General features: G+C 42.4%; 20 protein-coding genes. All 20 read right to left on the bottom strand.

Translation table 11 applies throughout. The annotated features are described in order from the left end of the window. Positions 1–21: 21 nt before the first annotated feature. The 20 genes from P8629_RS07970 to P8629_RS07875 all read right to left on the bottom strand — a co-directional run bounded on the left by P8629_RS07970 (position 22) and on the right by P8629_RS07875 (position 21,029). Positions 22–1,104 carry a nucleotidyltransferase family protein gene (locus tag P8629_RS07970; protein WP_278165599.1) on the bottom strand — a complete coding sequence of 361 codons (1,083 nt, stop codon included), beginning with the start codon at positions 1,102–1,104 and terminating at the stop codon, positions 22–24. Further along, positions 1,101–2,324, bottom strand: a complete 1,224-nt coding sequence (gene neuC, locus P8629_RS07965) for a UDP-N-acetylglucosamine 2-epimerase (protein WP_278165598.1) — start codon at positions 2,322–2,324, stop codon at positions 1,101–1,103. Before neuC ends, P8629_RS07970 begins: the two co-directional genes overlap by 4 nt. Further along, entirely contained in the window at positions 2,317–3,339 is a 1,023-nt protein-coding gene (gene neuB / locus P8629_RS07960; protein ID WP_278165597.1) for an N-acetylneuraminate synthase, read from the bottom strand. Before neuB ends, neuC begins: the two co-directional genes overlap by 8 nt. Then, entirely contained in the window at positions 3,329–3,985 is a 657-nt protein-coding gene (locus P8629_RS07955) for an acetyltransferase (protein WP_278165596.1), read from the bottom strand. Before P8629_RS07955 ends, neuB begins: the two co-directional genes overlap by 11 nt. Further along, a complete protein-coding gene (locus tag P8629_RS07950) occupies positions 3,982–5,181 on the bottom strand; it encodes a LegC family aminotransferase (RefSeq protein ID WP_278165595.1) in 1,200 nt (399 codons plus the stop codon). Before P8629_RS07950 ends, P8629_RS07955 begins: the two co-directional genes overlap by 4 nt. Further along, on the bottom strand, positions 5,174–6,175 hold the full coding sequence (locus P8629_RS07945) for an NAD-dependent 4,6-dehydratase LegB (RefSeq protein WP_278165594.1): 1,002 nt from the start codon (positions 6,173–6,175) through the stop codon (positions 5,174–5,176). Before P8629_RS07945 ends, P8629_RS07950 begins: the two co-directional genes overlap by 8 nt. A 30-nt stretch (positions 6,176–6,205) precedes the next feature. Continuing rightward, positions 6,206–7,444 carry a murein transglycosylase domain-containing protein gene (locus tag P8629_RS07940; protein ID WP_278165593.1) on the bottom strand — a complete coding sequence of 413 codons (1,239 nt, stop codon included), beginning with the start codon at positions 7,442–7,444 and terminating at the stop codon, positions 6,206–6,208. Positions 7,445–7,579: 135 nt separating this feature from the next. Further along, positions 7,580–8,605: a flagellar hook-associated protein FlgL gene (gene flgL, locus P8629_RS07935; RefSeq protein WP_278165592.1), complete on the bottom strand. Its 1,026-nt coding sequence runs from the start codon at positions 8,603–8,605 to the stop codon at positions 7,580–7,582. Positions 8,606–8,626: 21 nt separating this feature from the next. Beyond that, positions 8,627–10,519 (bottom strand): flagellar hook-associated protein FlgK, encoded by a 1,893-nt coding sequence (gene flgK / locus P8629_RS07930; RefSeq protein ID WP_278165591.1) that lies wholly within the window; start codon positions 10,517–10,519, stop codon positions 8,627–8,629. Between the two features lie 41 nt (positions 10,520–10,560). Beyond that, positions 10,561–11,028 carry a rod-binding protein gene (locus P8629_RS07925; RefSeq protein WP_278165590.1) on the bottom strand — a complete coding sequence of 156 codons (468 nt, stop codon included), beginning with the start codon at positions 11,026–11,028 and terminating at the stop codon, positions 10,561–10,563. Between the two features lie 10 nt (positions 11,029–11,038). Further along, the gene (locus P8629_RS07920; RefSeq protein WP_278165589.1) at positions 11,039–12,139 is read right to left on the bottom strand and encodes a flagellar basal body P-ring protein FlgI; all 1,101 of its coding nucleotides are present in this window, start codon (positions 12,137–12,139) and stop codon (positions 11,039–11,041) included. A gap of 295 nt (positions 12,140–12,434) precedes the next feature. Continuing rightward, a complete protein-coding gene (locus P8629_RS07915) occupies positions 12,435–13,184 on the bottom strand; it encodes a flagellar basal body L-ring protein FlgH (RefSeq protein ID WP_278165588.1) in 750 nt (249 codons plus the stop codon). Between the two features lie 44 nt (positions 13,185–13,228). Next, a complete protein-coding gene (gene flgG / locus P8629_RS07910; RefSeq protein ID WP_278165587.1) occupies positions 13,229–14,020 on the bottom strand; it encodes a flagellar basal-body rod protein FlgG in 792 nt (263 codons plus the stop codon). A 16-nt stretch (positions 14,021–14,036) separates the two neighbouring features. Continuing rightward, complete coding sequence (locus tag P8629_RS07905) at positions 14,037–14,774, bottom strand: flagellar basal body rod protein FlgF (RefSeq protein ID WP_278165586.1); 738 nt, start codon at positions 14,772–14,774, stop codon at positions 14,037–14,039. Positions 14,775–15,091: 317 nt separating this feature from the next. Continuing rightward, entirely contained in the window at positions 15,092–16,702 is a 1,611-nt protein-coding gene (locus P8629_RS07900) for a flagellar hook protein FlgE (protein ID WP_278165585.1), read from the bottom strand. A 77-nt stretch (positions 16,703–16,779) separates the two neighbouring features. Further along, positions 16,780–17,466 (bottom strand): flagellar hook assembly protein FlgD, encoded by a 687-nt coding sequence (locus P8629_RS07895; RefSeq protein WP_278165584.1) that lies wholly within the window; start codon positions 17,464–17,466, stop codon positions 16,780–16,782. Positions 17,467–17,474: 8 nt separating this feature from the next. Then, positions 17,475–17,885: a flagellar basal body rod protein FlgC gene (gene flgC / locus P8629_RS07890; RefSeq protein ID WP_278165583.1), complete on the bottom strand. Its 411-nt coding sequence runs from the start codon at positions 17,883–17,885 to the stop codon at positions 17,475–17,477. A 2-nt stretch (positions 17,886–17,887) separates the two neighbouring features. Beyond that, positions 17,888–18,289, bottom strand: coding sequence for a flagellar basal body rod protein FlgB (gene flgB / locus P8629_RS07885; protein ID WP_278165582.1), 402 nt, complete (start codon positions 18,287–18,289; stop codon positions 17,888–17,890). A gap of 416 nt (positions 18,290–18,705) precedes the next feature. Next, a complete protein-coding gene (locus tag P8629_RS07880; RefSeq protein WP_278165701.1) occupies positions 18,706–19,977 on the bottom strand; it encodes a hypothetical protein in 1,272 nt (423 codons plus the stop codon). 77 nt (positions 19,978–20,054) lie between these two features. Beyond that, the gene (locus P8629_RS07875) at positions 20,055–21,029 is read right to left on the bottom strand and encodes a chemotaxis protein (RefSeq protein ID WP_278165581.1); all 975 of its coding nucleotides are present in this window, start codon (positions 21,027–21,029) and stop codon (positions 20,055–20,057) included. Positions 21,030–21,166: the final 137 nt, after the last annotated feature.

Raw genomic sequence — 21,166 nt, 5'->3', positions numbered from 1 at the left:
CTTCCGTTATCGTATTTCTGTTCATGTAATTGGATGAGAGGTATTAGCATTTCTTTTTTGGAAATGCACTTCATAATCGGCCTGTGCTTGCTCAAAATCGGGCATCTGACCAATATCCATCCAATATTCAGTAATTGGAAATCCGCCGACATTCCCTTTTTCAGCCAACACTTCATCAATTAAGGTTGGCATGTCGTAAAAAGCTTGTTCAGGAACTTTTTCCATCGCTTCTGGCGAGAGTGCATAGATTCCAGCATTAACAAAATAACGATAAACCGGCTTTTCAACCAACTGAGTTACATGCGCCCCTTCTATTTCAACAACCCCATAAGGCACTTGCTGGGCATATTCCCGAACACAGGCGGTTGCAATATTATGATGTTCTTCATGAAAATCCAGTAAGCTCGATAAATTGACTTTGGTCAGCAAGTCTCCATTCATCACAATAAAAGGTAACGCAGGTTGTTCAGGCAGTAAGCTCAAAGCCCCAGCGGTTCCTCGGCGCTCTTCTTCTTCCACATACTCAATATTGATGCCCCATTGGCTCCCGTCACCAAAGTAACTTCGGATTTGTTCTCCAAGGTAGTTAATACAAAAATAAAAGTTCACAAACCCCTGTTCCGCAATGTGCGTCACAATCGTTTCTAAAATGGGTTTGTCTCCTACTCTAAGCATTGGTTTGGGAATCGATTCTGTTAAAGGACGTAAGCGGGTTCCTAACCCGCCCAACATCAGTACAACAGGATTCAAACGTTTTTGAATTTCCGCTTTGTCATAGTAAAGCCCAACCATCACACCTTCAGCATTCACAATCGGAAGATGTCGAATCGACTTTTCCAACATCTTTCTTTTCCATGCCATCTTATCCTGACTTTCAATACCTGCGATAGGGTTTGAATTCATGGCCTCTACAACCGGCCCATCAATTCCCCCTCCTTTCAACAAGGAACGGCGGACATCACCATCCGTTAAGGTACCTTTCAAACAGCCTGTTTGATCGGTCACCAAAACAATCTGCAGCGCTTCTTTATCAAGCACCGTCAAGGCTTCTTTAACCGTTACCGCTTCATCTACGGCAATACGACGCCAGTCAAAAAGATTCATATTGTTTCTCCCTTCTCGTCAATGCTTTCATTTATATTCAAGGGTAAATCATAAAAAGACTTCACGCCCAAACAGGCCTCTTCAGACAACAGTGTTTTTTCCAGTTGCTCTACCATCTCTTTGGCACTATTACCTTGGCCATAACAGGATACTTTTTGTGCCGTTATCGTTTTAAACTCTTGCGCTAAACTGTGCTCTAAAGCCTGCGTAATGTCTTGCTGCTGCTCACCACAATCAATGACAGATGGTGATCGAAGACGGCCCGTTTGCCGCTCTCCAATATTGACTGTTGCGACACCCATGGCGGGTGCCTCAATAATGCCACTGGAAGAATTGCCTAACACAACATCGCACACTTTCATCAAACTCAAATAACGCTGGGACCCTAAAGAAGAAACAAATGTTGCATTCATCTGAGTGGTTGATATCCATTGTTTTACGTGTTGATTGAGCTCAGCTCCGGTAGCATCGGTATTGGCCGCCGTCCAAACGACGGTGGCTTCCGGAAACTGTTCAATGGCTTTAAACAAATTATGCAGCGCTGTAATGCCGGCTGTTTCTCCCCAAGAGACGGGGTGATAAGTCACTAAAAAGAGTGGGGGCGTTAACGTCATTTCCAAAAAATCACTCAGCTCTTTTTTAGATAAATACTCTGTTGTTTGAATCACATCCAACCCGGGAGCGCCGACATTAATCACACACGGTGGTTGTTCGCCCATTTGAATCACACGCTGGCGATAAGGCTCGGCCGCTACAAAATGCAAATGCGCCATTTTCGTGACCGCATGACGAATGGCTTCATCCATTGCACCTTCGGTCACTTCGCCGCCATGAATATGCACAATTGGAATATGTGCTAACAAAGCCGCCGAGCAAATTCCCAACAACTCGTATCGATCGCCTAAAACCACCACACAATCGGGGTTAAGACGTGAAAACGTCCGTGCAAAACCGGATGTCGCTTCTGCGACGGCATCCGATAACATCACACTTTCATTATCAGTTGTTGTCGTTTTCGGCAAAATCGGAATTTCAGCTGCAATCTCAACGCAATCTTCTCGAATCTGCTCAACGGTTAGACCTTGCTCAGAAACCAAGTGCGCTCCAGTCACTAAAAGCTGGCACTCTAATTTAGAATGCGCATTAACTGCTCTAATCAAGTTCGACAGCAAACCATATTCGGCACGGGTTGCCGTCACAATAGCGACTTTTTTAGGCAAGCTCAATTCCTTCATCTTCCTGATAATCCCGCGCTGCTTTTTGTCCGATCACCTGATCCCATTCCGTTGCAAACACCCCAGAATCACTTCTCTTGAGTGTGATATTCTTTTCCGAAAAAACGGTATTCTTTGGGATAGAACAAGATGTAACAATGCGCTTACGCGCCACGGCAATATTCATGGATTCGGAAGCAGACACCTTTTTTTCGCCATGCCCTAATGCTTGCTCAACATGTCGAATTGCACTTACCATCGATTTCAACTCTGAAGGATTCAAACTGGCCTTATGGTCTGGGCCCGGCAAGTTTTTATCTAAGGTGAAATGTTTTTCAATCATCGTCGCCCCAATTGCTACTGCGGCAATAGGCACTTCAATACCCAATGAATGATCTGACAAGCCAACTGGCAAATTCAAGGCATTCTTTAATGTTTGCATGGCGTTTAAATTCACATCTTCATATGGTGTTGGGTAAGCGGTATTCGCATGCAATACTGTTAAATTACTAGCCTCTAAGCCGGCTTTTAACAACGTATCGACTGAAAATTGAACTTCTTCCATATTGCCCATACCCGTCGAAAGAATTGTCGGCTGATTATAAGCAGCAATTTTTCGTAAATAAGGAACTGACAAAAGCTCCCCTGATGGAATCTTCCAGCGCGTCATCCCCAATTGATGTAACAGACGAATACTCTCATCATCAAAGGCGGTTGACATAAATTCAATATCAGAATTCAGACAATGTTGAATAATGACTCTATGGTCCTGCTCTGAAAGCTCTAAGGATTGTAGTAACTCATATTGGCTTTGTTGTTTTCCGGTGTTTTGTGTTTGATAGTCCGCTTGCTTGGCCTGTTTTGAAACCAATGCCTGGGTTTTAAAGGTTTGAAACTTAACGGCATCGGCTCCCGCTTCCACAGCGGCATCAATTAAACGTAACGCGGCTTGCAAGTCGCCATTATGATTAACCCCTGCTTCTGCAATAATAAACGCGGATCCAGCCGAATTATTCGCCATCTTTAAGTCCCCGATGTAACTTAGTGGGATTGCCAATATAGATACCACTTTCGTGAATCGATTTGGTTACCATCGCTCCAGCGCCTAATACTGTTTGCGATGCCACTTTAACTTCTTGCAACAAAATCGCGCCACTGCCCACCAAGCAATTATCGCCCACTTCAGCCGCCCCATTCAATATCGCCCCAGTTGAGATATGGCAATGATTTCCAACCAAGGCATGATGCTCCACTAGAGCCTGAGTGTTGATAATACAGTTATCACCAATACAGGCCAAACTGTTTACTAATGCATGATGCATGACAACGCACCCTTCGCCTAATCTAGCAGAGTGTGCAACACGTGCTAATGGTGAGATAATGGTTGGTAAAATGCCGCCATGACGCTTTATTTTTTCAAATAACATTTGACGGAGTACAGCCGTTTTCACCTGACCCACGGTCAAAACACAATGAGGTGTGTCTTGTAACAAACCATCTAAATCTTGATCTGTTCCAATCACTGGATAGCCCAGTAAAGAAGTATTCTGGGCGTTTTCTGCTTCAACAATACCTTTAATCTCATATTGTTGGGTTGCTTCAATCACATCGATCACTGAAGCACAATGGCCGCCGCCGCCAATCAATAAAACAGGGGTTTTGTTCACGGTTTCACTCCTGAACACCGAATGCCACTCGGCAAGTTCACGACTCTCTCTGCAAACCATTCTGTGTTGGGTAGCTCTGCTCGCGGAGCCTGCTGGTAAATCTCAAGTTGATGCATAGGCGTCCATAAGGGGCGCGTCTGAATGCCTTGCTGATTTGTTAGCGCCAAAAAAGCTTCTCTTTCGGCAGCATTTTGACAAACAATAGCATTCAACCAGTAATTTGATTGGGCGATATTCTCATTGTTGTCATCACTAAAAACAGCCAGGCCTGGCTGTTTTTGAATGACTTCTTGGTAGCCCTGTGCCAGCTCGTGCTTTTCTTTTAAAAAGCTATTGATCTTGCCGAGTTGTGCCACGCCTAAGGCAGCATTAAGGTTCGGCATTCTAAGGTTGTATGCCACTTCATCATGCTCGAAATACCAAGCGTGTGGCTTTTTGGCCGTGGTACTTAAATGCTTTGCATGCTGCGCCAAATCAGAATTATTTGTTACCAACATGCCTCCGCCACCGGTAGTGAGGATTTTATTACCATTAAAGCTAAACACGCCGACATCACCAAACGTGCCGGTATGTTGGTTTCGATAAAAACTCCCCAAACTTTCAGCTGCATCTTCCACCACCTTAATATGATGTTGGTGGCAAATCTCCACAATGCGATCGATTTCACATGGGAATCCGAGCGTGTGCATAGGCACACAAGCTGAAATACGCCGTCCCGTTTGCGTGTGAATACAGTCACCTTGATGCGTGTGCGTTTCAGTTGCTAGAAACTGCTGTAATGCTTCGGGAGACAAGCCCATTGTTTTACGAGAAACATCTAAAAATAAGGGATCGGCCTGGCAAAGCTTGATGGCATTAGGCGTGGCCACAAACGTCAACGACTGAGTTAATACCAAGTCGTTAGCCTCCACCCCCACAACTTTTAACCCTAGGAATAACCCCATGGTGCCATTAACGACAGCCACTGCATGACTTGCCCCCGTATAAGAAGCCAAATCAGTTTCAAATTGCTCAACATATTGCCCAACAGAAGAGACAAAGGTGCTGTCAATGCAATCCACTACGGTTGATTTTTCAGCCTCATCAAAACAAGGAGCGTGTAATGGAATCCCCCCCTCTTCTTTCGAAAACGTTTCATAATGCTTTCGAATAAAATTCAACAAGGCATCATAAGACTGAGACGTCATTTCAGACATTGTAAATGCCCGCTTTATATTGTTTTAAATTATCAGCATTTCGGAACCAGCGAACCGTTTCTTCCAGTCCTGTACGTAAATTGTATTGCGGTTTAAAGTCCGTTAAGGACTGAATCAATGTATTATCACACCACAAACGAAACACTTCCGAGTCTTTCGGGCGAAGGCGTTGCTCATCTGTGATAAACACCACATCGGATTGCATAATATCTTTAATCATGTCCAAAGTGTCTTGAACAGAAATTTCAAAGTTCGATCCAATATTAACGGTCTCTCCAATCGTTTTGTCAGACTCGGCAATCGCCATCATGCCTCGGCACGTATCGGTCACAAAATTAAAGTCTCGCGTTGGGGACGTATCCCCTAGTTTGATTTCTTTCATGCCATTGGCAATTTGCGTAATAATGGTCGGAATGACCGCTCTGGCAGATTGTCTTGGGCCGTAAGTATTGAATGGACGCGCAATTGAAACCGGCATTTCAAACGCATTGAAATACGACATTGCCATAGCGTCGGCACCAATTTTACTGGCACTGTAAGGTGACTGAGGCTGAGAAGGATGTTTTTCATCAATAGGCACATATTGCGCTGTGCCATAAATTTCCGAGGTGGAAGTGTGCATAAAACGTGTTACGTTATTATCAAGACAAGCTTGCGCCATATTTAAAGTCCCATTCACATTGGTTTCGACATAAGAATTAGGCGCGACATAAGAATAAGGAATGGCAATCAGTGCGGCTAAATGAAACACCGTGTGACAATCTTGGGTAATTTTTTTGCATAAGAACGGGTCTCGCACATCACCCGACACCACTTCGATTTCCTCCAGATAAGGAGACTGATCCAACCACCCCCAAGAATTAAATGAATTATACAGTGCTAACGCTCGAACTTTCGCACCTGCTTTGACCAGCTGCTCGGTTAAATGTGACCCTATAAATCCATCTGCTCCCGTCACCAAAACCTGCTTGCCCTGCCAGTACTGATCTACCATTTAACACTTTCTCCCTTATATGTACGTTACTTAAACTTCATTCAATAACGCTCGGTATTTGGTTTCCGCCTTTAAGACCTTATCTAAATATCGGCGTGTTTCATCCGATTGATGATCATAGCGTAATTTACGATACACTTGATTTGGTTTCATTTTATTCAAACGTTCAACCGCTTTTTCCGGAGTATTACCAAACAGCCCAAGTACCGTGGTTAGGCCTCCATTATAAGAAGAAATGGTGACCATTTGCTTAATTTTATCATCCACTATATTAGAGAGATAATCGTGTTTTAGCAAACTCAGATAAGCCGTTCCCATACGGATATTATTCTTGGAGTCGAACAGATCGTTTTGGCTTGGCTGACCGGGCTTTGCATCTATGTATTGATAAACATCACGCCCCGCCGCTTCTGGCTTAAGCTGCATTAATCCAATGGCATTTGATCGGCTGACCGCTCGCGGATTAAAAGCACTTTCCGTTTCCATCACGGCATACACCAAAGAAGGCGGCACATCAAACTCATCCGCATAATCTTTCACCCAGGCCTGGTAGTTTTTTGCAGGGCCTGTTAACCCACTTTCCACTAGTGGAATATGAAGTGCAATAAACTCTCCCTCTTCATCTTTAATTTCTTCAGCGTGATGTTCAATCAAATAACTTGCATAATCAAAAGCCTGCTTGGGATATCGAATAGGTTGTTTATGTTGGTCGAGTGCTCTACGATAAAAATAAGGCTTTTCAGACAAAACGAGACTGTCTTTTGACAATAGGTCATGATCCGACAAAGGGTGACTGAGCAACAAAACTCGGCTCACGGCATTTTTAATATTTTTAGTCGAAGCAATCGCCTTCGGAAATTCAATTACCAACTCATCTTTATAAATTACTAAAACTGGGTGCAATCGCGTTGCAGATTGTATTTGAGAGAGGTTTACCAAAGTAGGCTTAAATGAGCTTGACTGATTCGATGAGTGAGCAATATTTTGCTTTTCACCTAATGATGAAGAAGGTTGAAAGGGATCATTTATTTTGGATTTACCAGTATTAGGCTTTGCCTTAAATGGTTCAACAGCAGTTTGCTTTTTAGGCATTGAAGACACCATATGACGAATGCCCGACTCAACAGGTAGGTGCATTGAAGGAGTGCTTTCCTTTGCCTGTGTTTGCACAATTACCCATTGTTCAAAAGACACCATCAGACCGCTACTGACACCCAGTAGAATCATTGAAGCGACAATCAAATAAGAAATGGTTTTATGGAATGACACTTTAATCCTCTGTCAAAATTTAGTTAAAAACTCTTAATTAAACAGAGGAAAAGCAATTTAAACGCCAACATCGTTCAAAAACGATTTTTAGAGAGAAAAGTATCCAGTTTTGGGAGAGGCTTCTCCCTTTTTGTCTTACCTTAAATAATCAAACAAAGACATGCCTTGTACTTTAGAAAAGACCTGCTGCGCCATTTGCAACGCATTTTGACGCATATTCAATTTTGAAATACCATCCACCATATCCATTTCTTCAATATTGACCCTTCTTTCTTGCAAAGCCATTGAAAAAGTCTGCCCTGCCTCGAACTGAGTTTGAATACGATTTTGTCGACTGCCTATTTCAGCTTGTTGTTTAGACAAGCCTTTTACGGCTGATAATAAATCATCGGCCACCGCATCTGGCGGAGGATTACCCTGATCAAGCGAATCTTTCAAACCCACCAAAACATTCAATAAGTTCGGGTCCACACCAGGAGGTAAAGAAGTTGCCCCGCCTGGGATATTAAACACTTTAGCCCCATTATCCGTGATTCGAACACGACTTGAGTCCCCCTTATCATCCGGAGCAGCTGTTTGATCGTTATCAAACCCAATTTGAACAAAGCGCGACCCAAAATTAGCTCTGTCATCAAATTGCGCCCCGGCATTTGCACTCCCGATATAAGCAAAATACTCATTACCTGGCTGTAGAGCACCAGAATTAGCAGGGTCAGCTACAAAAGCAGCTGTTGCATCCACATTATTTCCTGCAAACAACAACTCCCCTTCTGAGTTGTTGCTGTTCATGATGCCGCTCAAATGTTTAATAATTTGATCAATCTCTTGTGCCGTCGTTTGTCTATCGCCTGCCGTATAAGTTCCGTTCATCATTTGAATACTTAACTCACGCGCTCTTTGAGTCAAATCAACTGCAGTCGAAATCTGTGTTTCTTCCAAAGAAAGTTGCGACTTGGCAAAATCACCATTTTTTTCAAATTGACTAATGGTGTTAACCGCTTTATTCAACGAATGGATTTGACTTGTTGCGACAGGGTCATCGCTAGGTCGATTGACTCGGTTACCAGTCGTAAGTTTTTCTTGAATATCTAACACTGAGTTTTGATGTTTCTCGATAGCTGAAAAACTTTGCATGTGGAATTGGTTACTTGAAACTCTCATGATAATGTTCCTTAATCGACCTTATAAACGCACTGCACCAAGCAAAGACTGGAACAATGACTGTGATGTTTGAATGATTTGAGCTGATGCTTGATAAGCTTGTTGAAACCGAAGTAAATTTGCCGCTTCTTCATCTAAATTAACGCCTGAATAGGATTCTCGTCTGGCATTAATTTGATCAAAAACATTTCCTTGCGACGTTAATTGAATTTCGGTACCACGAACATACATCCCAACATTAGTGGCCATCTTAGAAAACCCACCCAATAAAGTTTCTGACGCATTTCCAGAAGCATCAGAGTAAAGAATTTTTTTAGACTCCATACTAGCCATATTGGCCATATTAACATTATCACCCACTGATGCGGGTGTTGGTGCTTCATCAGCTAGACCCGCCACACCGGTATCGACAGGAGACTGTCCGCGAGCCGCAATTTCTTCACCACTGGATATCGTCGTAGCAAAGTCTTCTAACATCGCTTGATGCGGTTTGACAATAAAAGTATCACCGTCTGCAGGGGCCGCACCAACGTTAGTGACATCAAAACGAAGTCCCTCAACATCTTCAAAACCATTATCTGGTGCCCCTAGCGTAATTAAAACTGGATTGCCTGCTGCGTCTAAAACAGGATCGCCTGTTTTATTATCTTTAACTTGAAATCCATTGCTCCCAGCCAAAAACTGTAACTTATATTCCCGTGGTTCAAATTCACCAATGGCAGTCATGGCTTGATCTAAATAGTTTTGCTTATCACCATACGTTGGGGGCTGGTCATTAGCAGAACCTGCCACGGCAGCCGGATCATAAGGTGGATTGGTTCCTTGAACTGGTGCATTCGGATCGAATACAGGGTTAAAGCTAACCTGTATATTGGTACCATCTTCAGGTCCTGTGTTTTTAGCACTTTGTATCGCGTTGGTCGACAATGGCTCGAAAAAATCTTGCCCTGGGTTACCATTTTGATCATACCCTTGATAGTGTTGCCAATTGGTTGAGGCAGTCAAACCATTCAAAGCCATACCCAATTCATTCATTGAACGATCCAGCATATTATTACGAAAATCTAGCACCCCCCCTAGTTGCCCGCCTTTAATATTATCGGACACTTCAACTTTTTGTCCACCAAGCTGCATATACACTTCAACTCGGTTTTCATTTTTATAATCTGTTAAATCAGCATTTAAAGTTGTTAAAGTGTTATCACTAATTAAAGGATAGCGGCCATTGCCCGTGTGAATATCAATTCGACCATCTTCTTGTCGATATGTTTTGATATCCATGTAACGCCCCAGTTCTTTAATTGCTTGCTCACGCTGATCGAGCAAGTCATTAGGCGCTTGCCCACCATTACTTAAACTGTTGGCAACCTGGTTGTTGATTGCCTGGATTGTGGTTAAATTATTGTTGATTTCATCGGTCATGTTTTTAATCTGACCATTGACCTGTTCCTGCGTGTCTTTCAAAACAGTACTCATATTCAACAACATGGACTCCATATTGCCTGCTTCACTAAGAACTTGCTCACGATTGGTAGAAGATGTCGGATTATTGGATAGGTTTTGAAAGGAATCAAACAAATTTTGCATGAAGGTTTGCAGTCCTTGGTCATTACTCGCAACCACGCCTTCAACTTGCTTACCTAAACTAAGCTGCTCTTCATATCGGCTCTTAAGACTGTAAGCATCCACCAATTGGGTTTGGATGTAATCCGCATAGACACGATCAATCGAGTCGACTCGAGACCCTGCACCCAAAAAGCCATACCCAGTATTACTCGGAGAACTACTAACAATATCAGCTCTTTGTCGGCTATAGCCTTCGGTTCCGACATTGGCAACGTTGTGACTGGTTACTTCAATCGCGCGTCTAAACGTATTCGTCGCTGCCGTACCGATGTTTAACATATCAGCCATCTGAATGTCCTTTTTCTAGTCTAAAGTTAAGCCGACTCATTTTATTTTAATTGTCTCAAAGCCAAGCTATCTGAAGTTGTTTGCACCGATGCCTTTGATTCTAAAGGCAAAGCTTCTTTTTGTGAAGTCTGTTTATTTTCTTTACTCTCGAGCAACTCTTTATATTGCGTTGAAGTCATCGAGGGTAACTTCGGTGAAAGATCTTCAACAATCTTATCGGCCAATCCTAAAGAACCTTTAGCGGCTAATGTTTGAGAAAGTTGTTTATCGTACCAATCTTTATAGAAATCGGCTTGATCGCCGTCCATAAAGCCATCATCAAATTTAACTTTGCGTGCTTCTTTTAAAATTTGAGACAAAAACATTGCTTCAAATTGTTCTGCGACTGGACGTAATGCTGCTTTTTGGTCTTGCTTCGCAGTTTGTTTTAAGTCATTAAAAGAACCACCATTGCCGTATATCTGTTGATAGGCCTCAAGTTTAGGAACTTGTAAATCTGAACCTGACATAGCGCTCTCCTTAAATTACCATCAAGTCAGCTTGCAATGCACCTGACTGTTTCAAGGCTTCTAAAATTGCGACCAAATCCCCTGGAGCGGCACCGACCTTATTAACGGCTTGAACAATATCATCCAACGTCACCCCTTTCGGAAACTTAAACATACGCCCTTTTCCTTCATTCTCAATACTTAACTCAGTTTCAGGTGTGACTTGCGTATTGCCTCCCGCAAAAGGGTTTGGTTGTGACACATTATTTTTCTCAGAGACTTTCACCACCAGGTTCCCATGTGTGACTGCTGCAGCTGTTACTTTAACATTACTGCCAATCACGACGGTACCCGTTCTGGAATTAATAATCACTTTAGCAGACCCAACGCCTGGGGTAACTTGAATATTTTCAACCACCGATAAAAAAGCAACACGCTGGTTTGGAATTCTAGGTGCCATCACTTCAACCGATTCTGCATCGGTTGCATAAGCCGTTCCTTTGCCTAACTTGGCGTTAATCGCATTCACTAAGTTAGTCGCGGTGGTAAAGTCTGAGTTTTTTAAGTTCAGCGTAATGGTATTCCCTAAATCAAATCCCGTATTGACGGTTTTTTCTACAATCCCACCACCCGGTACTCGACCGACACTTGGCACATTGACCGTGATTCGAGACCCATCAGCACCTGAAGCGTCTAACCCCCCAACCAATAAATTTCCTTGCGCCAAGGCGTAAACATTACCATCCACCCCTTTTAAAGGGGTTAACAATAGAGTACCACCTCGTAAGCTTTTGGCATTTCCTAAAGAGGACACCGTCACATCAATCCTTTGACCTGATTTGGAAAAAGCCGGCAAGTCAGCATGAACTGCGACTGCTGCCACGTTCTTTGAATTGGTTTTAGTGCCGGGCGGTAAGTTAATACCAAATTTATTTAACATACTCATCAAACTCTGGTCTGCGTAACTGGTTTTATCACCCGTTCCACTCAAACCAACCACTAAGCCATAGCCAATCAATTGGTTCGGACGAACCCCTTCCACATTAGCCAAATCTTTGACCCTTTCAGCGTAGCTGACAGCACTCCAAATTAATAATACCGCCATTAAAATGACACTTTTTCTGGTAAACATGGTCTTACTCCCTATTTTAGGAAATTATTTTTATTGTGTAACACAATACTAGCATTAGCTATGCCATATAGATAAAAATTAAGAAAAAAAATTAAAGAAATGAATAGGTTGGCCGATATGCAACGTTCAAATAAAAAAATGGGGCAAACATGCCCCCAAAGACCAGAAAAAACTGGGATAAAATGACCAGGCCTGGCCATTTTTGAATAAATTAAATTAAAAATTCGAGGCCTAAGAAAAGAGACTTAGGTCGGACAAACATCTTTCCCACGCTTTCTGAGGAAAAGGCTTGTTATTATAGTGGCCAATATTTATGCAGCCACTGCGTCACCGCACCAGGTCGGTTTGTATCACCGGAAATGCCGGTATCTTTGTAGATTAAGCGAACATCCGCGACTTTCTCGGAATCAATCGTGTTGTCAGGACGAATATCTTGCGGCCGGACAATGCCTGCAAAGCGAATGACCTCTTCCCCTTCATGAATGGTAATCCATTTCTCCCCGCGAATAATCAAGTTACCATTTGAGATAACTTGTACCACCGTCACCGCGATGGATCCGCTTAAACTCGATCTTTGTTTAACATCCGATTTTCCGGCAAAACTACCTTCGGAACCATACCCAATGCCCACTCCTGTTCCCAAACCAGGGACAGAAACGTTTCCACCGAAAGCAGTAGCATTAGAGCCAGCTGTTGCCTGACCATTTAGACCAAAATTCTGCTGGTTACTTTTATCGTATTTTGCTTCATCTTTTTTCTTAGCATCAAATTTTTCAGCTAAGTTAATCGTAATAATATCCCCGACTTTATGCGCCCGAGAATCATCAAACAAAGTGATTGCATCGCCACTTTGATATAAAGACCCATTTTTAGGGACCGTTTTCTTTGGGATATTCATCGGATAGTTAGGCTCATAGGAAAATTTTTCCATACGCTCAGGGGTTGCAGAACACCCGCTTAAAACAATCGATGAAACCATCATTCCCAAGACTAACTTGGAAAGACTTGAATTATTTTTTTTATGGTTTGCATTATTTCTGGTCATATCTAGCTCCTTGTGCCTATCATGAAGCATCTGGCTATTTAATATTAAACATTATTATTCAAATACTGCATCATGCCATCTGCGGCACTGATTGCTTTTGAGTTCATCTCGTACGTTCTCTGAGCCTCAATCATCCCGATTAACTCTTCAACCGTATTCACGTTAGAAGACTCTAAAGCGCCTTGCAACAAACTCCCTGCTTCTTCAGTTTCTGGGTTTTTAATATTAGGCGCGCCACTGGCTAAGGTTTCAACATAAAAGTTTTTCCCGGTTGATTCCAAACCCGATGGGTTCATAAATGTTGCCAGTTCAAGCTGACCTACCGCGACAGGCTGTGGGTTGCCGGGTTCTTTCGCAGACACAACACCATCCCCAGTGATAAACACTTCGGTTGTATTCAGCGGAATATTAATATTAGGTTCAACCAAGTACCCGGATGACGTCACCAGGTCACCATTTTGATTGACCTCAAACGATCCATCACGGGTATACATGATATTGCCGTCCTGATCCAGCGCCTGAAAGAACCCTTTTCCTTCAATCATCACGTCTAACTGATTGTCTGTAACCATCGCATTCCCTTGGGTATGGATTTTCTGAACCCCAATGGCTTTTACCCCAGTCCCCAACTGAAGACCGGAAGGAAAGGTATTCTCTTCATTTTGTGTAGCCTGCGCCCCCGGTTGACGTACATTTTGATACATCAAATCATTAAATTCTGCTCGCCCTGTCTTGTAAGCATAAGTATTGGCATTGGCCAAGTTGTTTGAAATGGTGGCCAATCTAAAATCTTGCGCTTCTAAACCTGTTTTTGCGACATAGAGTGCTCTGTTCATTTTAAGACTCCTACTATTAGCTTAACTTAAGAATGCTGTCAGATTTTTGGGCATGGTTTTTAGACGTGCTCATCATCTTAATTTGCATTTCATATTTACGAGAAAGCTCGATCATATTCGTCAAAGCTTCAACTGTATTCACATTACTGCTTTCCAATGCCCCACTCACAACTCTGATTGGGGCTTGCTCTAATTCAGCGCCATTATTGCGAACAAAACCATCTTCGCCTTTCTCAAGCTGCTTAATATCTGGCTGCACCAATCTTACTTGATCTAAAACAACAGCTAAGTTATTAGCTGAATCGGCTGGAATAAATGAAATCGTGCCATCACTTCCAATCTGTATGGACTTGGCAGGCGGGATATTAATCGGCGCGCCACCCTCATTTAATATGGGGTTACCATGAACATCTAACAAATCACCTTCTGGCGTCAGATGCATAGACGCTGAACGCGTCAAGGCTTCTGTGCCATCCGGTGCTTGAATCGCTAAAAAACCATTCTCTTTCGTCATAATATCTAGGTCACGCCCAGTCACTTTAACGGCTCCCGGCGTGAAATCCGTTGCAGGCCTTTCGTCTAATGAATACGTTCGTGAATTCCAACCAGGCCCTTGCACATGCTGAGCACGGAATTGGTTAAAATCTTGTTTAAATCCATCCGTATTCGCATTGGCCAAATTGTTAGCGTTATTCGCCTGCGAGAGCATCACTTCTTTCGCGCCACTCATCGAAACATAAAGCATACGATTCATCAGACAATCCCTTTCAATGTATTCCAGTCAAAATAATGGCTAAGATTTATTAATCAAACCCCAGCCTAAAATCAGAAGCACTTTTATATTTAAGTGGATTCTAACGATCCGTACCTCTATTCCCTTGTATGCTTAGCGCTCTTGTCAAATAACTGACGCTTTATTTTTCATACAGGAATTATTTAGCATAGGTTGTGCCAACTTGATGAAAAAAAGAATTAAAGATTTCAGAAAAAGGCCGACAACCTTATATAGGAAGGTATAAACAAAAAAGCCGGCAAAAAATGCCGGCAAGACCAGAAAAAATAAAACGTTAATTAAAGCTGTAAAATCGTTTGCGTCAGTGTTTGTGATGTTTGAATCACTTGCGCACTGGCTTGATACGTTCTCTGCGTTTGAATCATATGAACTAATTCTCCTGCCGTATCCACGTTCGAATACTCCAATGCACCGGCATTAATGGAACCATAACCGTTACGCTCAGACGTCCCAATCTGCACGGCACCAGAACCAAAACTTTCGGCATAACTTTGTCCACCGAGCTTCTCTAGCGCATTTTTATCATTAAAGTTCGCCATCCCAAGCTGAGCCACCGGAACGGAACGCCCGTTTGAGTAACGCGCTTCAATCACACCGTCTTTACCGGTATAAACCCCAACCAAATCACCGATGGCATACCCATTCTGAGTCACACCACGCAAGTTATAAGACCCGGCAAATTGCGTCATTTTAGTAAAGTCTACATCGATCCGCACCCCAAGTGCATCCGCAGGATTCCCTAAGGGATCATTCGCACCGGTGATTGGACTGTCGACCACCCATTCCATACTCGGCTGATTCCCAGTAGGCGTCCAAGTTGCAGGATCCAGAGGGTTATTCGCTGTATCTTGCCCTGTAGGCGTTGAGTTTGCCCCAGTTGCAAGTGCGGCAACCGTCGGTTCACGCGTGTCAATCAAGTTACCATTGGTATCAAAGCGTAACTCGTAAATAATCCCCGCATCCGCAGAGGCTGTTCCATCTGCGGGAACCGCTTCGCGATGGCCACTGGTGACCCATTGCCCAGTCGCATCATCATAATCTTCCATCGTATACTGAGCAAGCCAACTGGTGTACTTGGTATTTCCTGGAACTGCTTCCGAGTAAGTATCCGTTGCTGGATCATACAATAAATCAGAGTTGGCTTCGGTGACCACATCGCGCTTATAAAAGTTAGTGGTCAAACGGTGTTCTCCACCTAATGTATCATATACAATCTTATTGGTTGAGAAGTCAGGATAGCCACCATAAACCTCAGTTTCAGGCGCGACTAATTTTTCAATATTCGACAAAGCTGACCCAGCCAGAGCAGTATCCCCACCCACTGAGTTTTCAATTCCCGCTATAGGAGTTTGAGTGGCATCAACGTTATTATCTTCTTCCCCATTAACGTTGATGTCATAATTCATTTCACTGGTGGACTTCGGCGTTTTATTCAGCTCATCCAAGTCAATCGAGCTCAATGTTGTTTCAAAAACAGGCTTTCTTTCCGTCGACAAGGCTGGATTCAACAAATACCCTTGCACTTTATTGCCTTCCTGCGAGGTGATGTAGCCGTCTTTATCCAGTTTAAATGACCCATTACGGGTATAGACATTTTCATATTTTCCAGTTCTGTCTTCTAAAATAAAGAAGCCTTCCCCATCGATCGCCATATCTAGATCACGACCTGTATCGGTAATGGTTCCATTGGTAAAATCTTGAGTAATTGAGTCGACGCGCACCCCGTTACCTGGCGTGCTTTGTGCACCATAGAACATATCTGAGAACTCTGCTCGAGAGCTCTTAAACCCCATTGTTTGAGCATTGGCGAGGTTATTGGAAATGACCCCTAACCCTTGAGAGGCCGCATTCAGACCACTGACCGCTGTTAAATCATACGCTACACCCATGATGCTTCTCCTTTACGTATTCTCTTGTGTTTGTTTTTTATTTAAAATATTGTTGATATTATTCGTTTTAAATCGCTTTAGCTGATTTCTCTGATGTCATCTATTTTGACTCTTTCACCCGTTGCCAAAGTCGCGGTTGAGCTACCATCCTCATTAATTGAGATTGAATTCACCTTAGATGGAACGATGGTTTTAATAGACTGTAATTCATCATTTTTATCTAGCCCGAAAACGGTCAAAGTATATTCCCCACTATCCGCTACATTACCTAACTTGTCTTTTCCATCCCAGTTAACCGTTTTGTCGCCGGCATTTAAGTCATCGACAAAGATTTCAGAAACAGGGCCATTGGCATCTGACACCACAACCGTGACATCTCTTAACGGCTGATCAAGAGAAAGCCGAATAGGCGTTTCTGAACCTGCCTCATGAGACATCGTATCGCCGATGGCTTGAACATTCTTACCAATCAATGAGGCCGATTGCATGACCTGCATATTTTGCAGCCCGGTTGTCATTGCTAACATTGACTGATTCATTTTAGTGGTTGCTTCAAGCTGACTCATTTGTGTTAAATCGGTCACAAAGTTGGTCGGGTCCATTGGTTTGTTGGGATCTTGATTTTGAAGTTGAGTCGTTAAGAGTCGGAGAAAATCTGCCTGACCCAACTGCTGATCGGGCGCATTCGACTTTCCATTCGTTGATTGCTGAAGCGCTTTCATATAATCGGTATTATTACTGCTGATTGCTGGAGTTGCCATCATTTACTCTCCTATTTACCCATCTGAATGGTGCGTAACAATAACTGTTTTGAAGTATTCAGCACTTCAATATTCGTTTCATAGCTTCGAGAAGCACTCATCATATTCGCCATTTCTTCAACCACGTTGACATTGGGACGATAAATATAGCCTTCCTCATTTGCCATCGGGTGATTAGGGTTATATTCCATTTTCAATGGCGCTTTACTTTCTACAATATCATCCACCTTCACGCCACCAGCTGGGAGACCCGTTTCATTATCCATAATGGTTTTAAAGACAGGTTGCTTAGAGCGATAGGTTTCATCTGAGTTGGAACTGATACTGTCAACGTTTGCCATATTGGACGCGATGGTGTTCAGCCGGACGGTCTGTGCTTGCATGCCTGTTGCGGAAATATCTAACGTTGGAAACATCGACATAATTATTCTCCTCTCAAGGCACCGCGGATGCCGGTAATACTGCTATTCATAAACTCAAGCGTCGCTTGGTATTGCATTGAATTTTCCATAAATTTCGCTTTTTCAATGTGCGTTTCAACCGTATTACCATCTAAAGCGGGCTGTGTTGGCATACGATACTTTAAATAATCTTCAGTACTCGCTTCTGCAAACCCTTCTATGTGGCGGCTGTTGGTCATTTTTAAATCAGGCTTATAGCGGCCTTTATTCAAATCTTCTTCCGCTGCTTGCATTTCTTTACGCCAATCTACATCTCTTGCTTTAAAGTTCGGCGTGTCTGCATTGGCAATGTTATTTGCTAAAATACCTTGGCGTTCTTTTCGAACCGCTAAAGCTTGTTCATGTATACCAAATACCGATTCCATAATTTTTCCTTTCCTAGTCTGTTGCCCTGCTATCTAAAGCTCACAACCGTCAAAATATTATTGTTTTTATTTTTCTAGAAAATCATTAGCAATGAGAATGCCAAATCTTAAAAAAGATCTAAAGTTGGCGGAAAAAGGCCGTATATCGGCAGGAAATTAAAAAACTTTAGAAAATAAATTAATTTTTTCGTCACTTTCGGCAATTATTGCCGAGAAAGGCAATAACCATATGTTTTTCAATTATTTTATTTAAAGAGATAGTCTATAAGAGGCTTTAAATGTAGAATTAAAAGCGGCAAAAAACAGCCAGGCCTGGCTGTTTTTTGACCTAAAGAAAGACCGTCAGAACGGTCAATGAAAGTTATTTAAGTAATATGATAAATAAAATCAGGGTGACAAAAACACAACACTGATGCTTACCAAGACCGAACAATGTCGCCGATTTGAATAAGATCTTCTTTTGCTAAAATTTCAGCAACGGCAAACTTAGATTGAATGCGTTTAATTTTCAAAAAACCTGCTGGTTTTGAATCGGCACCCAAGTCATTACCTTGATAACGAACCGGGCGACCAAAGGTGTGGTAAACCGCTAATTCATCCCCCACTTGAGCCCCAGACTCGCGTGACAGGAAAACAATATACTCGCCATCTCTGATATCAATAATTCGCGTTTCAACTGGTCGACAATTTAAATACCCATAGACCGCCTGAGTTTGCTCTTCCAATAACGAATGGAAAACCATCCCCGTATCAGTCGCAAAGAATGCATTGGTTCCAAAAGGACGATCTCGTCCGACCACGACATCCCCTTTAATATCAAACCCTTTTCTTTTTTGCGAAACCACCTTGTGATTTACTAAATCAACAACATAAGAGTCGACTTCAATATAACGGGCATTCGGTTGAACTTCACGATTATAAAAACGCTTAATATCATTCCAAAGCTTGGGATCTTCATTATGAGCAGAAGCGGAACGAATCACCGACAGCAATAGAAATTGTGCACCCGTGCGTTCACGAACCGGATCTAACACTTCAGGCGATAAATTTGGTCCAACCGCCTGATTCGGATCAATCACTGAAGAGTCTTCCAAAGTAGTGAGGTTTTGATACCCTTTATTTCTTAAGCGTCTTTCCAACTCATTTTGATAACCAACCAATAGATTTGAAATATCACTGGCGCCATAAGAATCGGTGGTCACTGGGCGCGCAATAACTAACTTCGGTTGATAATGATTTCCAGGAACATTATTGCAAGCATAAGGGTCTTCAGTCAGGCAAACTTCCATACGAACTTGATAAGTTTTTAACTGCTCAATTTCTTCTGGCGATTTTTTTAACCCTTTTTCATTAAAAAGGCTATCAAACTCAGGCTCTTTTACCCCTTCATCCAAAATGATAAACTTTGACACTTTACTGTTACTGGTAAAATGAGTCATATCTTTTGTGAGCGTGTAATCCTTCACGACTTGATCGGAAGCAATGCTGAGATTATTTTGCATACTGGCAAGTTTCAATCCATTGCGAATGGCCATTTGTCGCGCAAAAGCTTCGGAAACACCTTCAACTGATGCGGTTCCTGTAACCATGACGCAATGCTTTGGGTAAACTTGAGAAGATTTTTTTAAAGTGGTCTCTGCGCTGGCACCTGAACTGAATAAGAGAGAAGTCAGCAAAAAAGTTAACACGCCACTCAATGAAAACCTCTTTAACCCCGCCAATTTCATAAATTCTTCCATCTTATTGCTTACCCTATCGCTTTTAATTAGGATGCTTGCTTTTGTCTTTGGGCTGAGACTTCATCAATCCGATCAATAACGGCTTGCGCCAACTCTTCAGGATGCCACTTTGACATAAATTTATTTGCGCCGACCTTCTCCGTCAGCGTATCGTTAAAACCACCGCTAAGCGAAGAACTTAATACCACATACAAATCACTCAACCTAGGATCTTTTCGAATATTAGTGGTTAGGGTATACCCATCCATTTCAGGCATTTCAATATCTGAAATCACCATCAATACACGATCACCAACCGGTGGGCTAATATCTTTATCGGCATCGTTGGCCCACTTTTTCAAAAAGTCTAATGCTAAGCGTCCATTGGTCACAATCTTATTGGATATGCCTAATTTATCTAATGTTGTTTTAAGTTGGTTACGGGCAACAGTAGAATCGTCTGCACCCAGCACAAAGAAATTATGCCCTTCTGTCTTCGCCTGATTTTGATGTAAAAATTCATCTGACATTTCTTCTTGAATGCCTGATACTTCTGCTAAGACTTTTTCGACATCAACAATTTCAACAATTTGGTTTTGAGCACGGGTAATGCCTGTGAGGTAGTTTACATTTTGTAAAGAGTCTGGCGGAGGTAAAATATCTTCCCAACGCAAATGAACAATACGATCAACATCTTCAACTAAAAACCCTTGAACAGAACTATTAAATTCCGTCACAATTGTTAAAGAATCACTGTATTTATCTTTAGGAACCGCAGGCAAATCAAGCGATTTTGCTAAATCTATCATCGGCATTGTTTGCCCACGAATATCAGAGACCCCCACGACTCGGTCATCGGATTTTGGAACCGGTGAGATATAAGGTGTACGAATGACTTCTCGAACTTTAAAGACATTAATACCAAATAATTGATTGCCGTGGATTTTAAACAACAACAACTCCATGCGGTTCATTCCCGCTAAAGACGTTCGTTGGTCAACCCCTTTTAGAAAACTTGACATTTAAAGCCACCTTCACACTTTTTATTTGTGCCATTGTGTTTGTTTCAAAAAGCCTTTCAAGCTCTTTACAAAGACTTCTTATCGAAGACAACAATGATAATTCATTCAATATCAGTTAATATAACTGAAAACCTAAT

The organism is Hydrogenovibrio sp. 3SP14C1, assembly GCF_029625905.1.
Taxonomy (GTDB): domain Bacteria; phylum Pseudomonadota; class Gammaproteobacteria; order Thiomicrospirales; family Thiomicrospiraceae; genus Hydrogenovibrio.
Note: the sequence above shows the minus strand (reverse complement) of the source record. Positions and strands in the feature narration are given on the sequence as shown.